Below are 14,786 nucleotides of genomic sequence, written 5' to 3' on the forward strand. Positions count from 1 at the left end.
CTGGCCCTGCTGGAGTGGGCGGAGGAGCAGGGCTTTCAGCCGGAAGGCGTACTGTTTGACGCTTGGTACGCGGCGAGGCAGGTCTTGGAGCGGCTGAAGTTGAGTTTCTACCAATGCCGACGGAGACTTATTGCAGGTAAGCTGAGCCTGGATTTGAGCCCTCTGTTACCGGTGCAGGTGGAGGCCGCGTAAGTCCAGATCATGAATTGCAAGGAGGGGTCACTCGGACGGAAGGTGGTTCAGGCTCCGTTAAGGGTGAAGAAGGTAAAAGGTAAAATGAAGGCTATGAGGGTGACCGTCGTTGGAAGCGGATATGTCGGCCTGGCCACGGCAGTGAGCCTGGCTTATCTGGGGAACCGGGTGGTGGGGGTGGATGTGGACGGGGACAAAGTGGCGGCCTTAAACCGGGGCAAGCCTCCTTTCTTCGAACCCCACCTAGAGGAAATGCTAACTCTGGTGCGGCCAAACCTGAGCTTCACCACGCGCTACGAGGAAGCAATACCCCAGGCTCAGGTGGTCTTCATCGCTGTAGGTACGCCCTCTTCTCCTGACGGGAGTCCCGATCTGACCCAGGTCAAGCAGGCTGCCGAGGGTATCGGGCGCTACTTAGGGGAGGGGTTTACCGTGGTGGTGAACAAGTCCACGGTGCCTGTGGGAAGTGGCAACTACGTGGAGGCCCTGGTGCGCCGGGCCTTCCGGGAGGCGCACGGGGGCGAGCCGGACGGCCGTTTGGCGGTAGCCTCCAACCCGGAGTTCCTGCGGGAGGGTCAGGCCCTCCACGATAGCCTCTATCCGGACCGAGTGGTGGTAGGCGCTGAGGACCGGAGAGCCATAGAAGTTCTACGAGAACTCTATGAGCCCATCCTGGAGCAGAGCTTTGCTCCACCCCCCTTTCTCCCCCGGCCCGAGCGCATGGGGGCGGTGCCCTTCCTCACCACGGACCTGGCCTCAGCGGAGCTCATTAAGTACGGGGCGAATGCCTTCCTGGCCCTCAAGATCAGCTTCATCAACGAGCTGGCCCGCCTGGCCGATCGGGTAGGGGCGGACATCCGGGAGGTGGCCCGGGGTATCGGCCTGGACCACCGCATCGGTCCCCGCTTCCTTCAGGCCGGGCTCGGCTGGGGGGGAAGCTGCTTCCCCAAGGACACTGCGGCCCTTTTGGCCATGGGCCGGGAGTACGGCCTGAGCCTCCCCATCACTGAGGCGGCCCGGGAGGTCAACTTTGGCCAGCGAAATCTCCTCGTGGACAAGCTCCTTGCGGAGCTAAGGACCTTAAAGGGGAAGACCGTCACCCTCCTCGGCCTCGCCTTCAAGCCCCATACCGATGACCTCCGGGAAAGTCCCGCCCTGGCCCTGGCCGACCTCCTCCTGAAGCTGGGCGCCTTCGTGCGGGCCCACGACCCGGTGGCCCTTCCCCGGGCGCGGCAGGAGGTGGTCCTTCCCTTGGAATACGCCGAGACTCCTGAGGAAGCTTTTAAGGGAGCCGACGCCGTGGTCCTGGCCACTGACTGGCCGGAGTACCGTACCTGGCCTTGGGAGAGGCTTAGGGGCCTCCTCCGCACCCCCCTCGTGGTGGACGGGCGGAATTTTCTTGACGGGAAAGCCTTGGCGGCCATAGGCTACCGTTACGTGGGCGTGGGCATCCCGGCCTTGGGTATATTGAGCAAGGTGGAGGTGTGATGCGGGTCCTTCTCACGGGCGCTGCGGGCTTCCTGGGGAGCCATCTGGCGGAGAGGCTTCTTAAGGAGGGATGCGAGGTCATCGGGGTGGACAACCTCTCCACGGGGCAGAGACGGAACCTGGACCGCCTTCTGGCCCATCCGGGCTTTCACTTTCTCCAGGCAGACGTGACCCGGCCCCTTCAGGTGGAAGGCCCTCTGGACTGGATACTCCACTTCGCCTCTCCCGCCTCTCCTCCCCGCTACCTAAAGCTTCCCATCCCCACCCTCCTGGTGAACGCCGAGGGTACCCGGCACCTCTTGGACCTGGCCCTGAGGAAGGGGGCCCGCTTCTTCCTCGCCTCCACCAGCGAGGTGTACGGTGACCCCCTCGTCCACCCCCAGCCCGAGACCTACTGGGGCAACGTGAACCCCGTGGGGCCCCGGAGCATCTACGATGAGGGTAAGCGCTACGCCGAGGCCCTGACCATGGCTTACCACCGGGCGCATGGGCTTTCTGTTCGCATCGTAAGGATCTTCAACACCTATGGTACTTTCATGGACCCCGAGGACGGCCGGGTGGTGTCCAACTTTATCATCCAGGCTCTCCGTGGTGCGCCCCTCACGGTCTACGGGGACGGGAGCCAGACCCGCTCCTTTTGCTACGTGGACGACCTCATAGAGGGCATCCGCCGCCTCATGGAGGTGGACTACCCCTATCCCGTGAACCTGGGTAACCCCGAGGAGTACCGGGTTCTGGACCTGGCCCACCTGGTGAAGGAGCTCACGGGAAGCCCCTCCTCCATCGTCTTCAGGCCCCTGCCGGAGGACGACCCCAAACAGCGGCGGCCCGATATCACCCTCGCCAGGAGGCTCCTCAGTTGGGAACCCCGGGTGCCGGTGCGGGAAGGCCTCGAGCGCACCATCGCCTACTTCCGGGAGGTAGTGGCCCATTAGGGCTGCGGTGCAAAAGCTCTTTTCTTCCCAGGCCTTGCTCTGGGCTGGGCGGGGCTTTTGGGCCGTAGCCGATCAAGCCCTCTTCGCCGGCACCAACTTCCTCGTGAGCATCCTCCTCGCCCGCTGGCTGGAACCCGCGGCCTATGGGGCCTTCGCTACCGCCTACGCGCTTTTTCTTCTCCTTGGCACGCTCCACACAGCGCTATGGACGGAGCCCATGCTGGTCTACGGCTCGGGGCGCTTCCGGGAGGCCTTCTCCGCTTACCAGGCCGTCTTGATCCGGTACCACTGGCGGTTCGGCCTCTTAGTATTTATTGCCTTTCTTCTCCTCGGAGGCCTTTTTTGGAGCCTCAAGGGGCGAGAGCTTGCCCTGAGCTTCTTTGGTCTTTCCATAGCCGCCCCGGCGGTGCTCTACCTCTGGCTCGTGCGCCGGGGCGCCTACGTCTACCTGAACCCCAGGCTCGCCGCCTTAGGCGGGGGGCTTTACCTTTTCCTTTACCTGGCCCTGGCGGGGTTTCTCTTGCGGGCGCGGCTCCTCAACGAGGTTACCGCCTTCCTCGCCATGGCCTTGGGGTCCGCGCTGGCGGCAGAGGCCATCCGGTGGCGGCTCAGGGGGAGCGCTCCCACCCAGGTGGCGCCCTCGGAGGTGTGGGTGCTCCATTGGGACTACGGGCGGTGGGCGCTTTTGGCGGGGGCTTTGTCGTGGGTTCAGGGCAATCTTTACTTTCTGGTGTTGTCTACCTTCCATGACCTTGAGGCTACAGCTGCGTTCAGGGCAATAAACAACTTAGTCATGCCAATTCATCACTTTAACGGTGCCTTAGGACAGCTTCTGCTTCCAGGAATGGTTCGGGCACGACAGGCTCAAAAATTAGAACGCTTTGCTTGGTTAGGCTTCATTTTATTGTTGACTTTTTCCTTAATTTATTGGATTTTTTTAGTTTTGGTTGCTAACCGCTTGGTGGAGGCAATATACCTTGGTAAGTATGCGGAATATAGATACCTTATTGATTTAGTCGGGCTTATTCCCGTAATATCAGCTGCGATTTACGTATTCAGCGCGCGTTTACAAGCCTTGGAGAAACCGCGTATTTTGGCTGAAGTATATGGGGTATCCGCTGCAGTGGCCACCGGTTTGAGTTTGGCGCTGGTTATCCCCTTCGGTGTGCCAGGGGCTGTAGAGGCCAACCTTGTTGCCAATACGTTAACAGCCTTGTTCTTGGCGTGGATTTGCAGGAGGATTTGCTAATGCGCGTTGCCCATGTTCTTCTCGGACGTTGTAACCCTGACAGTGCTAATGGTGTGGACAAAACAGTTTACTATTTAGCCAAATACCAGGCAGCCTTGGGCGCCAAGGTGATGATTTTCTCGCTTACCCTTAAGGAACCCATCCCAGTTCCTGGAGCAGAGGTAAACACGTTTCCTCCCCCCAAAAGTAAGTGGGCTCGTCTTTGGCCTAGGTCACCGAGAGGACTTTTGGAAGCGCTTTTGGCATGGGTGCCAGATGTGGTTCACTTTCATTCGGTTCATATCGGTACCTTTGTGGGTCTGGGTAGCCTCTTAAAACGGGAAGGCGTGCCTTACGTGGTCACACCCAACGGTGGCTTCGCTCCCGGCCGGCTCGCGCGGGTGGGGCCCGAGGTGCGGGCCTACGTGCGCCTCCTGGAGAAGCCCTACCTGGAGGGGGCGCGGTTCGTGCATGCGGTTAGCCACAACGACGTGGAGGGCCTCAGGTCCTTGGGGGTGCGGGCGCGGGTGGTGGTGGTGCCTAACGGCATTGACCCCGCCGCCGTACCCGCACGGGTGGACTCGGATCTCCTACGACGCCGCTTCCCCGTTCTACAGGGCAAGCGGGTCTTCCTCTTCCTAGGGCGGCTGGACCCTGTCCACAAGGGGCTGGACCTCTTGTTGGAGGCCTTCGCGGCGGCCCGACTTCCGGCGGCGGCCCTGGTCCTGGTGGGGCCTGACTGGCGGGGGAGCTTGGCGCGTCTGTGGGAGCAGGCCCGGCGCCTGGGGTTGGAGGAGCGGGTGGTGTTCGCTGGCCCGGCCTTCGGGGAGGAAAAGTGGGCCTACCTAGCCGGGGCGGACGTGTTCGTGCACCCCTCGAGGTGGGAAGGGTTTTCCTTTAGTGTCCTCGAGGCCATGACCATGGGCAAGCCGGTATTGCTTTCTAAGCCAGCCGATCCCGGAGAGGTTAGTGCTTATGGTGCAGGTGTAACCGTTGATCCGAAAGTGCCTCAGCTCGTTGAGGGCATACGGGAACTAGGGGAGGCGCCTACTAAAAGACTAAATGAAATGGGGCTCCGGGCGCGGGCTCTAGTGGAGGGCCAATTTGATTGGCAGGGGATAGCTTTACGCCTAATTAGCGAATATGAACGCTAACGTGGTGTGGCAGACCGTGGCCAAATCTTCTTTTATCCATGCAACCTCGGTGGGGATGAAGGTTCTGAGATCAAAAGTCAAAGTCTCCAGGGGTGTAAGTGGAACGGTGGGCTTGCTGCTAGGGGCCAAGGCCGCCTTGGTCCTTGTGCTTTCCCGTAGGTGAGCCCATGGCTAGGGATTTCCGCGTCATCCTGGTGGGTCACGCCCTCTCCCCCTATAGGGGCTCCGAGCCGGGTTTCACCTGGAACTGGGCGTGGCACCTTTCGGACCACCTGCCTGTGGATGTGGTCGCTTTCCCCCAGTACCGCGAGGAAGTGGAGGCCTTTCTCGCCCAGTATCCTAACCCTCGTCTGCGGGTCCACTGGGTTACGCTTAGCGGTTGGGACCCCTGGGACCCGGCCCGGGGTGAGCGAGGGATCCGACTTCACTACATCTTTTGGCTTAGGAAAGCCTACCGACTTGTCAGAAGCCTGGCTTCAGAAGCCCGCTCTCCTGTCGTAGTACACCACGTTAGCTGGGGTACGGTGAGCGCGCCCCCGCCTTCGCCGGGTTTTCCCCTGGTTTGGGGGCCCGTTGGAGGAGGGCAGAAGGCCCCGGGGGCGTTCCGTGCCCTCTTTGGCCGGCACTGGCCCAAGGAGGCCCTGAGGTCCTTGCGGGTCGCATCGCTTCCCTGGTGGCCCGGTTGGCGAAGCAAGGTAGCCGGAGTGTCCCTGGCTTTGGCCACCAACCGGGAGACCCTTGCGCTTCTTCGCCGGGGCGGCGCTCGGAGGACCGAGCTTTTTTTAGACACGGGCGTACCGCTAGGCTTCGGCCTGGGCACCCCGCCCTATGCGCCCCGGGAACCCGGCCCCTTGCGCCTCTTGTGGGCCGGGCGGTTTGAGCCTAGAAAGGCCCTGCCCTTAGCTCTGAGGGCTTTGCGATGGGTGCGGGCGCCTGTGGAGCTTTGGGTAGCGGGAGGGGGGCCTATGGAAGGGCTTTGGCAAGAGGAGGCCCGGAGGCTAGGGCTGGAAGACCGGGTTCGCTTCTTGGGGCGCCTGCCCTGGGAGAAGATGCGGGAAGCCTTTCTTGGGGCCCATGCCTTTGTGTTCACCAGCTTGCGGGATAGTTTTGGGGCCGTGGTGTTGGAGGCCATGGCTCACGGCCTGCCGGTGGTGACTCTGGACCACCAGGGGGTGGGAAGCTTTCTTCCGGAAGCGGCGGCCATCAAGGTGCCGGTAACGACCCCTGAGGACACCGTCTGCCTTCTCGCAAAAGGCATAGACCAACTGGCCGCTGACGAGGCCCTGCGACTGCGCATGGCCCAGGCCGCCTGGCGCTTCGCCCAGGCGGAACGCTGGGACAGGCGCGCCGAGCGAATGCTCGTGCTTTATGAGGAGGTTCTTTCGCATGCGCATCGCCGTGTTTGACTACAAGGTCGTTCCTACCAATCCTATCGGTTCCTGCCATCTCCGCATGCTCCAGGGGCTGTGCTCCGAGCACGAGTTCACCGTGTTCGCCGTGGAGTTTGAAAACCCGTGCCCGGACCGGATCCGCTTCGTTCGGATACCTGTGCCGACGCGCCCCCTAGCCCTCCTTTTCGTGGCCTACCATTTCGTGGCTCCCTTGGTCTACTTTTGGTATCGCCTGCGCACCGGCGTGCGTTTTGACCTGGTGCAGATGGTGGAAAGCAACCTTTCCTTCGGAGATGTGTCCTATGCACAGTTTTGCCACCGTGCTTACCTCCGTGATCATTGGAAGCAAGCTGGGGCGAAGGGGCTTCGGGGATGGCTTCGCTGGCTGGACCACTGGTTTCACGCCCTCGTGGAGCCGTGGACCTACCGCCGGGTGAAGAGGATCGTGGTCCCTTCTCAGGGGTTGAAACGGGAACTTGAGGAAACCTACCCCTTTACGCGCGGGAAAACCACGGTGATTTATAACCCGGTGGACGTAGAACGCATGCGCCCGCCAGCGGACTTTGACCGCGAAGCCTTTCGGGCGGAGCATGGGGTGAAGCCGGGTGAGACGGTGCTCGTGTTCGTGGCCTTGGGCCACTTTGAGCGTAAAGGGCTTCCCCTCGTTCTCGAGGCGCTGCTGGCGTTGAGGGACTGCTCCCTGCGGCTTTGGGTGGTGGGCGGGGAGCCCGACCTGATCCGCTCGTGGCAAATGCGGGCAGAGGGGATGGGGCTTGGCGATAGGATTCACTTTTGGGGCAAGCAGCGAGATGTGCGTCCTTTTCTCTGGGGTGCGGATGTCTTCGTGCTCCCTTCCCTTTACGAGACCTTTTCCTTAGTGAGTTTCCAAGCCGCTGCGGCTGGTCTGTCCCTTATTGTTTCGCCCCTCTACGGGGTAGAAGAGTTCATGCGGGATGGGGAGACGGGATTCGTGGTCCAGCGGACGGCGGAAGGGGTGCGGGCAGGTCTGGAGCGGTTTCTTGCCCTCCCATCCCTAGAGCGGGCGCGCATGGGAAGGCTAGCTCAGCAGGCCGTACAAAGGTTCGGGGGAGGGGTTTTTGTCCAGAGTTGGCGGGGGTTTTATGGCGCTTTGGGCTAGGGTGTGGTCCCTCCTTCTTTGGGGCTACCTTTTGTTTGGTAGGAGCTTTGCGTACCTGGGCATTCCCCCTCTTTTTATAGGGGAGATAGCGTTGGGGGCCTTTTTCCTATCTAGGCCGGGCGCGGTTTTGGGTCGGTGGGTTTCCTGGCTTGCGGCCCGACGGGTAAATCCGCTTTCAAGCTTAGCCTGGGCTTTGACGATCTTTCTCTTTTATGGGCTATTCCAAGCGTTTGTTGGACTGGCGAGAGGTTATGATATCCTTTCTACTCTGCAAAATCTAGCTTTTAATGTTTATCCCCTTTATCTTTTCTTGGGACTAGCCGTTGGTTTGCGGTATCCTTCCCTTCTTCGGAAGGCCATCTGGTGGCTTGCTTGGTTTAATGGTCTTTATGGAGTTTTGTATGTTTTGGTTCTAAACCGCATAGACCTTTTTCTGCCTTGGGCACCTGATGTACCTTTATTTGGTCAACCCTCCGGTTCGTTTGTGGCTTTGATGGGGCTTGTGGCATTTGAGCCTAGACTTCACCGCTCTTGGCTCCCCCTCTTGCTCAACACCTTCGTTCTCCTGGGCGTACAGGTACGGGGGGAGTGGTTAGCCTTCGTCTTGGCTTTAGCCGTTTGGGCCTTTTTAAGAGGTCGCCTCCTTCGGCTTACTATACTCAGTACGGGCGTGCTCTTCCTCTTGATTGCTTTCTATGCTGCCGATTTACGGCTTCCGGCTCCAGAGCAACGGGGAGGAGAAATTTCGGTTCGGGGGATTGTTGCCCGGGTGGTGGCTCCTTTTAATCCTGACGTTGCAGTGGAATTGGTAGGTGAGGAAGCCTATAGCCTAGCGGGTACGATCGTGGGGTGGCGGATTCCCTGGTGGATGGAAATCTGGCATGCTGTACACGCTGATTTCATCACTGCCCTCTTGGGATTGGGCTATGGGTATCCTTTGTGGAGCTTGTTTCCTGTAATCCCAGAGGGTGTGAGGACGCCTCACAATATCTTTTTTTACACTTTGGGCTATACAGGATGGTTGGGGGTCCTTCTGTTTGCATTTTTTCTTGCGAGTTTACTCGTGGCGCTTTATAGAGCAACGTGGCGGAGCTTAAGTGGAGAACTTGCTTTTGTATTAAGTTGCGGCTTTATTGGTAGCTCATTTTTTGGCAATTTTTTTGAAACCCCGTTTGGCGCCATTCCCTTTTTCTTATTGACGGGTTTCGGCTTAGCCCCGTTAGTTGCGAATAGGTAGGAGGCATGTTGCTCTTAAAAGTACACACCCACTACCAGCAACCCGGCGGTGAAGACCAGGTCTTTAGCACCGAGGTAGCCATCCTGCGTCAGCGAGGCCACCATGTGGTGGACCTCACCTTCCACAACCAGGAACTGGACCGCATGCCCCCCTGGCGGCAGGGCGCGGTGACCCTATGGAACCAGGAGGCCTACCGCCGAGTGATGGAGATCATCCGAGCGCACCGCCCGGATCTGGTCCACGTCCACAACACGTTCCCCCTGGCTTCTCCTGCTGTGGTGCACGCCGCCAAGGCAGAGGGGGTGCCGGTGGTGATGACCTTGCACAACTACCGCCTTCTTTGCGTGAATGCCCTCCTCTTCCGCCATGGGCAGGTGTGCGAGGCCTGTATGGGCCGGCTTCCTTGGCGGGGGGCGCTTTACGGGTGTTATAGGAAAAGCCGGGCGGCGAGCGCGGTAGTAGGGGGTATGATTGCGCTCCACCGGGCCCTTGGTACGTGGAACCTTGTGGACCGCTTTATCGCCCTCACGGAGTTCGGACGACAGAAGTTCATCGAGGGGGGCTTCCCGCCGGAGAAAATTGTGGTGAAGCCTAACTTTGTCCACCCCGACCCCGGGCCCGGAGAGGGGCGCGGGGGGTACGCCCTCTTTGTGGGTCGGCTCTCTCCGGAAAAAGGTCTGGGAACGCTCCTTAGGGCCTGGGAGCGCCTGGGAGGAAAGATGCACTTGAAAATCGTGGGGGACGGCCCCTTAGCCCCGGAGGTCCAGGAGGCCCAGAAGCGGATCCCGGGAGTGGAGTGGCTTGGCCGCAAGGCCCCCGAGGAGGTCTACGCCCTCATGGGAGAAGCCGCCTTCTTGGTCTTCCCATCCGAGTGGTACGAAACCTTCGGCCGGGTAGCCATAGAAGCCTTTGCCAAGGGCACGCCCGTGCTAGCCGCCCACATCGGAGCGGTCGGCGAGGTGACCGAGGACGGCCGCACCGGACTCCACTTCCGCCCCGGGGACCCGGAGGACCTGGCGGCCAAGGTGGAGTGGCTCCTCGCCCGCCCCACAGAGCTCGCCCGCATGCGGAAGGAAGCCCGGGCGGAGTACGAGGCCAAGTACACGGCGGAGCGCAACTACGAGCTGCTGATGGCCATTTATCGTGGCGTCTTGGAAGGAAGGCAATAAAATGGGAGGTGCCATGGAGGCGGTCAGGATCCTGGGCATGCGGGTGGACCCCATCAGCTACGAGGAGGCCATCGGGAGGGTGCTCGCCTGGGCGGAGGCAGGAGAGAGCCGCTACATCTGCGTGGCCAACGTCCACATGGTCATGGAGGCCCACGACGATCCTGACTTTTGCGCTTTGGTGAACGCAGCCGACCTCGTTACCCCGGACGGGATGCCCCTGGTCTGGATGCTTCGCAAGCTCGGCCATCCCTACCAGGAGCGGGTTTATGGCCCCGAACTCACCTCGAGGGTGTGTGCGGAAGCGGCGAGGCGGGGCGTGCCCGTGGGATTTTACGGTGGGTATCCTGAAGCCCTAGACGCCCTGGTGCGCAACCTAAGGGCCCGCTTTCCCGGCCTCCGGGTGGTTTACGCCTACAGCCCCCCTTTCCGGCCCCTCACCCCTGAGGAAGACGAAAGGGTAACGGAGGAAATCAACGCTTCGGGCACCCGGATCCTCTTCGTGGGCCTGGGTTGCCCCAAGCAGGAGCGCTGGATGGCCGAGCACAAGGGCAGGGTCCGGGCAGTGATGCTCGGCGTGGGCGCCGCCTTTGACTTCCACGCGGGGCGCGTGCGCCAGGCCCCGGCCTGGATGCAGAAGATCGGCTTGGAGTGGCTTTTCAGGCTTTCCCAGGAACCCAAGCGGCTTTGGCGCCGCTACCTTAGGCATAACCCACGATTCCTTCTTCTGGCCTTTCTAGAGCTTGCGGGAATCCGGAGGTTCGCATGAAAAAAGCGTTAATAACCGGTGTCACAGGACAGGATGGAAGCTATCTCGCCGAGCTTCTTCTCTCCAAAGGGTACGAAGTTCATGGCATCATCCGGCGCTCCAGTGTCTTCAACACGAGCCGTATAGACCACCTGTATCGGGATCCTCATGAGCCGGGCACGCGCTTCTTCCTTCACTACGGGGACTTGACGGACGGCACGGGGCTCAGGCGTATTTTGGAGAAAGTCCAACCTGATGAGATCTACAACCTGGGAGCCCAGTCCCACGTCAAGGTCTCCTTTGAACAGCCCGAGTACACCGCCGACGTGGTGGCCACGGGGACTTTGAGGCTTCTGGAGGCGGTGCGGGACTACGTCCGGGCCTGGGACAAACCGGTGCGCTTCTACCAGGCGGGCTCTTCGGAGATGTTTGGCGCCGCCCCGCCACCCCAGAGCGAGAAGACGCCCTTCTACCCTCGTAGCCCCTACGCGGCGAGCAAGGTGGCCGCCTACTGGTACGCCGTAAACTACCGGGAAGCGTACGGGCTTTTCATCGTGAACGGCATCCTCTTCAACCACGAGTCGGAGCGGCGCGGGGAAACCTTCGTCACCCGAAAGATCACCCGGGCTGCGGGGCGCATCAAGATGGGGCTGCAAAAGAAGCTTTACTTGGGCAACTTGGAAGCCAAGCGCGACTGGGGTTACGCCCCGGACTACGTGGAGGCTATGTGGCTTATGCTGCAGCAGCCTGAGCCTGACGACTACGTGCTCGCTACTGGAGAGGCCCACTCGGTGCGGGAGTTCCTGGAGGAAGCCTTTGGCCTTCTGGGACTGGACCCTTATGTCTACGTGGAGATTGACCCCCGCTACTTCCGGCCCACAGAGGTGGACTTCCTCCTGGGTGACGCCTCTAAGGCCCGGGAAAAGCTGGGTTGGCAACCCAGGGTCACTTTCAAGGAGTTGGTGCGCCGCATGGTGGAGCACGACCTAGAGCTCGCCAAGCAGGAGCGCACCCTGGTGGACGCGGGGCACCAGATCGCCCTTCCGGGGGTGATGGACCGTGGATAAGGGGGCCAAGATCTACGTGGCGGGACACCGGGGCCTGGTGGGGAGCGCTATCCTGCGCCGGCTCCAAGCCGAAAGCTACCAAAACCTCGTCCTTCGGACGCGAAAGGAGCTGGACCTCACCGACCAGCGGGCCGTCTACCGCTTCTTTGAAGAGGAAAGGCCTGAGTATGTCTTCCTGGCTGCGGCCAAGGTAGGGGGCATCTTGGCCAACGCCACCTACCCGGCGGATTTTATACGGGAAAACCTCCTCATCCAAACCAACGTCATTGACGCGGCTTACCGCTACGGGGTCAAGAAGCTCCTCTTCCTGGGATCCAGCTGCATCTACCCCAAATATGCTCCCCAACCCATGAAGGAGGAGTACCTGCTTACGGGTCCTTTAGAGCCCACTAACGAGGCCTACGCCGTGGCCAAGATCGCCGGGATCAAAATGGTGCAGGCCTACCGGCGTCAGTACGGGTTCAACGGCATCAGCCTCCTGCCTACTAACCTTTACGGTCCCGGAGACAACTTTGACTTGGAAACCTCTCACGTCATTCCCGCCCTCATCCGCAAGTTCCACGAGGCCAAGGTGGTAGGGAAAGGCTCGGTGATGGTCTGGGGCACCGGTACCCCTAGGCGGGAATTCCTCCACGTGGACGACCTAGCGGATGCGGCCCTCTTTCTTATGCGTTATTACGAAGGGGAAGATATCATCAACGTGGGTGTGGGGGAGGACTTCAGCATCCGTGAGCTCGCCGAGCTCGTCGCTAAAGTGGTGGGCTTCCGAGGGGAGATCGTCTACGACACCTCCAAGCCCGACGGGACCCCGAGGAAGCTTTTAGACGTCTCCCGACTCTTTTCCATGGGATGGCGGCCCCGCATTCCCTTAGAAGAAGGCCTCCGGCAGACCTACGCGTGGTTCCAGGCCCACGTGGCCGAGGCGAGGGGCGTGGCGTGAAGGTTAAGGCCAAGGCTATTGGCAAAAGGGTGAACGCATCCTCGGCGCGGCCCAGGTTAGCGGTGTTGGGCCTCCTCCTCGCGGACCTCCTGGCCCTCGAGGCCTCCCTCTTCCTGGGCTACGCTACCCGGGAGGTCCTTGGCTTCTGGTTCCCGGCGGAGGTCCCCCTCGATGCCTTCCGCTCCGTGGCCCTAGCCCTGCTCCTCTTTCCCCTCGGGTACGCCCTCGCCGGGCTCTACCCCGGCTACGGCCTCGGGGCCGTGGAGCGGGTGCGGCGCCAAGTGCAGGTAACCTTTGTTTTCTTCCTGGCCCTCATCTCCTGGGACTGGCTCTTCCTGAGGGAGGGCTGGTCCCGGGGGGTCCTGGGGCTCGCCATGGGGTACGCCTTAGTGCTCGTTCCCCTCATGGCCGCCTTAGCCCGGGAAGTGCTGGTGCGGCTTGGGGCCTGGGGCGCGCCACTGGTGATTCTCGGGGCGGGGAAGAGCGGGGCCCTGGTGGCGAGGAGTCTGCAAGCTGACCCCGTCCTGGGTCTCCGCCCCGCAGCCTTCTTGGACGATGACCCCGCCAAGTGGGGGATGGAGGTGGAGGGCCTCCCTGTGCTCGGTAGCCTGGATCTCGCCTCCGATCTAGCCCAGAAGGGCCTTCGGTATGCCGTCTTGGCCATGCCCGGGGTTGGCCGGGAAAGGATGATCAACCTCGTTAACAAGCTTCCCTTCCCCCATGTAATTTTGGTGCCTGACCTTTTCGGCCTTCAGAGCCTCTGGGTGTCCACCCGGGACCTCGCTGGAGTGCTCGGCCTAGAGGTGAAAAAAAATCTCCTTGTGAGGCGGAATCGCTTCTTCAAGCGCGCCCTAGACTACCTCCTGGGCCTTCCCCTCTTCCTCGCCTCGTTGCCCTTCCTCGCCCTCTTTGCCCTCTGGATCAAGAGGGTGAGCCCAGGGCCTGCCTTCTACGCCCAGGAGCGAGAGGGGTACATGGGGCGGACCATCCGCGTGTGGAAGCTCCGAACGATGTACCCGGATGCGGAAAGGCGCCTCGAGGAGTACTTGGAGCGAAACTCGGAAGCCCAGAAGGAGTGGGCGCGGTTCTTCAAGCTAAAGAATGACCCCCGGATCCTTCCTGGGGTCGGCCACTTCCTCAGAAAGACCAGCTTGGACGAGCTCCCCCAGCTCTGGAACGTCCTGAAGGGTGAGATGAGCCTGGTGGGGCCGAGGCCCTTTCCCCGCTACCACCTGGAGAAGTTTCCCAAGGACTTTCGGGCGCTTAGGCGTAGCGTTCTTCCGGGACTAACTGGCCTTTGGCAGGTCTCGGCCCGGAGCGAAGGGGATCTGGAGGTGCAACAGACTCTAGACTCCTACTACATCCGCAACTGGTCCATTTGGCTGGACCTTTACATTTTAGCCCGCACGGTTTGGGTGGTGTTGACCCGGAAGGGCGCGTACTAGGGTAGAGTGGAGCGCGTATGGTGGAGACCCCCCAGGACGAGCCCACCCTTCGGGACATCGTGGGGGTGCTCAGGCGGCACCGGGTGTACCTGTGGACCATTCCCCTCGTCTTCGCTGTTTTGGCCCTCATCTACGGCTTCTTCATCGCCGAGCCCACCTACGCCTCCACCGCCACCCTAAGCGTGGCCCCGGTATAGGTCCAGGCCCAGCTGGAGCAGAGGATCCAGGTGCAGCAGGCCACCCCCATCACCTTTGAGGGGCTAAGGGCCCTGGTCCTCTCCGAGGAGACGGTGGGGGAGGTGTGGGAGGCCCTGCGGAAAGAGGGATTAGGGCTTTTCATCCCACATTCCGCACCCCCTTCACTCCAGCAGGTAATATCGCCCGGCCCCCAGAAGGCGCACCGCGGTCTCGTGATGGGGAGCCAGGTTGAGGACGAGCCACTTGCCCCCCAGCTCCACCAGGCGGACCCACATAAAGATGGGCTTGGCTGTGGGTCTCCCCTTTTGATCCGGCAGGCTGGACCCCGTCCCCTCCAGCCTCCGCCTCAGCTCCCACTCCCCCAGGGCGTACACCAGAAGGGCCAGGGCCATCACCATCCCCAGGGCCATCACCCGCTCGGGCCGCTTCAAGAAGGTGCTCTCCGTAAAGAACAGGGGG

General features: G+C 61.3%; 13 protein-coding genes and 2 pseudogenes. 14 read left to right on the plus strand and 1 reads right to left on the minus strand.

Features of this window, described 5'->3' with window-relative positions; all coding sequences use genetic code 11:
- The 14 genes and pseudogenes from H531_RS13105 to H531_RS14905 form a co-directional block, all read left to right on the plus strand.
- Nucleotides 1-192: pseudogene (locus tag H531_RS13105) on the plus strand (hypothetical protein); the annotation flags it as partial.
- Nucleotides 193-285: 93 nt separating this feature from the next.
- Nucleotides 286-1,680, plus strand: a complete 1,395-nt coding sequence (locus H531_RS0110970) for a UDP-glucose dehydrogenase family protein (protein WP_022799382.1) — start codon at nt 286-288, stop codon at nt 1,678-1,680.
- Complete coding sequence (locus tag H531_RS0110975) at nt 1,680-2,615, plus strand: UDP-glucuronic acid decarboxylase family protein (protein WP_022799383.1); 936 nt, start codon at nt 1,680-1,682, stop codon at nt 2,613-2,615. Before H531_RS0110970 ends, H531_RS0110975 begins: the two co-directional genes overlap by 1 nt.
- Before the next feature lie 217 nt (nt 2,616-2,832).
- On the plus strand, nt 2,833-3,864 hold the full coding sequence (locus H531_RS0110980; protein WP_156860499.1) for a lipopolysaccharide biosynthesis protein: 1,032 nt from the start codon (nt 2,833-2,835) through the stop codon (nt 3,862-3,864).
- The gene (locus tag H531_RS0110985) at nt 3,864-4,997 is read left to right on the plus strand and encodes a glycosyltransferase (protein ID WP_084521370.1); all 1,134 of its coding nucleotides are present in this window, start codon (nt 3,864-3,866) and stop codon (nt 4,995-4,997) included. Before H531_RS0110980 ends, H531_RS0110985 begins: the two co-directional genes overlap by 1 nt.
- Before the next feature lie 167 nt (nt 4,998-5,164).
- On the plus strand, nt 5,165-6,403 hold the full coding sequence (locus H531_RS14900) for a glycosyltransferase family 4 protein (RefSeq protein WP_084521373.1): 1,239 nt from the start codon (nt 5,165-5,167) through the stop codon (nt 6,401-6,403).
- Nucleotides 6,366-7,526 carry a glycosyltransferase family 4 protein gene (locus tag H531_RS0110995; RefSeq protein ID WP_084521376.1) on the plus strand — a complete coding sequence of 387 codons (1,161 nt, stop codon included), beginning with the start codon at nt 6,366-6,368 and terminating at the stop codon, nt 7,524-7,526. Before H531_RS14900 ends, H531_RS0110995 begins: the two co-directional genes overlap by 38 nt.
- A gap of 193 nt (nt 7,527-7,719) precedes the next feature.
- Nucleotides 7,720-8,763 (plus strand): O-antigen ligase family protein, encoded by a 1,044-nt coding sequence (locus H531_RS14320; protein WP_156860500.1) that lies wholly within the window; start codon nt 7,720-7,722, stop codon nt 8,761-8,763.
- A gap of 5 nt (nt 8,764-8,768) precedes the next feature.
- A complete protein-coding gene (locus H531_RS0111005; RefSeq protein WP_022799389.1) occupies nt 8,769-9,932 on the plus strand; it encodes a glycosyltransferase in 1,164 nt (387 codons plus the stop codon).
- Between the two features lie 13 nt (nt 9,933-9,945).
- A complete protein-coding gene (locus H531_RS0111010) occupies nt 9,946-10,698 on the plus strand; it encodes a WecB/TagA/CpsF family glycosyltransferase (protein WP_245540681.1) in 753 nt (250 codons plus the stop codon).
- Entirely contained in the window at nt 10,695-11,744 is a 1,050-nt protein-coding gene (gmd, locus tag H531_RS0111015) for a GDP-mannose 4,6-dehydratase (protein WP_022799391.1), read from the plus strand. The genes H531_RS0111010 and gmd overlap by 4 nt, the downstream gene beginning before the upstream one ends.
- Complete coding sequence (gene fcl / locus H531_RS0111020; RefSeq protein WP_022799392.1) at nt 11,737-12,684, plus strand: GDP-L-fucose synthase; 948 nt, start codon at nt 11,737-11,739, stop codon at nt 12,682-12,684. The genes gmd and fcl overlap by 8 nt, the downstream gene beginning before the upstream one ends.
- The gene (gene wbaP / locus H531_RS0111025; protein ID WP_028490814.1) at nt 12,681-14,129 is read left to right on the plus strand and encodes an undecaprenyl-phosphate galactose phosphotransferase WbaP; all 1,449 of its coding nucleotides are present in this window, start codon (nt 12,681-12,683) and stop codon (nt 14,127-14,129) included. Before fcl ends, wbaP begins: the two co-directional genes overlap by 4 nt.
- 17 nt (nt 14,130-14,146) lie before the next feature.
- Nucleotides 14,147-14,326, plus strand: a complete 180-nt coding sequence (locus H531_RS14905; RefSeq protein ID WP_022799394.1) for a Wzz/FepE/Etk N-terminal domain-containing protein — start codon at nt 14,147-14,149, stop codon at nt 14,324-14,326.
- 162 nt (nt 14,327-14,488) lie between these two features.
- Here H531_RS14905 and H531_RS13110 read toward each other — a convergent pair.
- Nucleotides 14,489-14,786 (minus strand): annotated as a pseudogene (locus tag H531_RS13110) (IS1634 family transposase); the annotation flags it as partial.

It is taken from the genome of Thermus islandicus DSM 21543, from assembly GCF_000421625.1.
Lineage (GTDB): Bacteria > Deinococcota > Deinococci > Deinococcales > Thermaceae > Thermus > Thermus islandicus.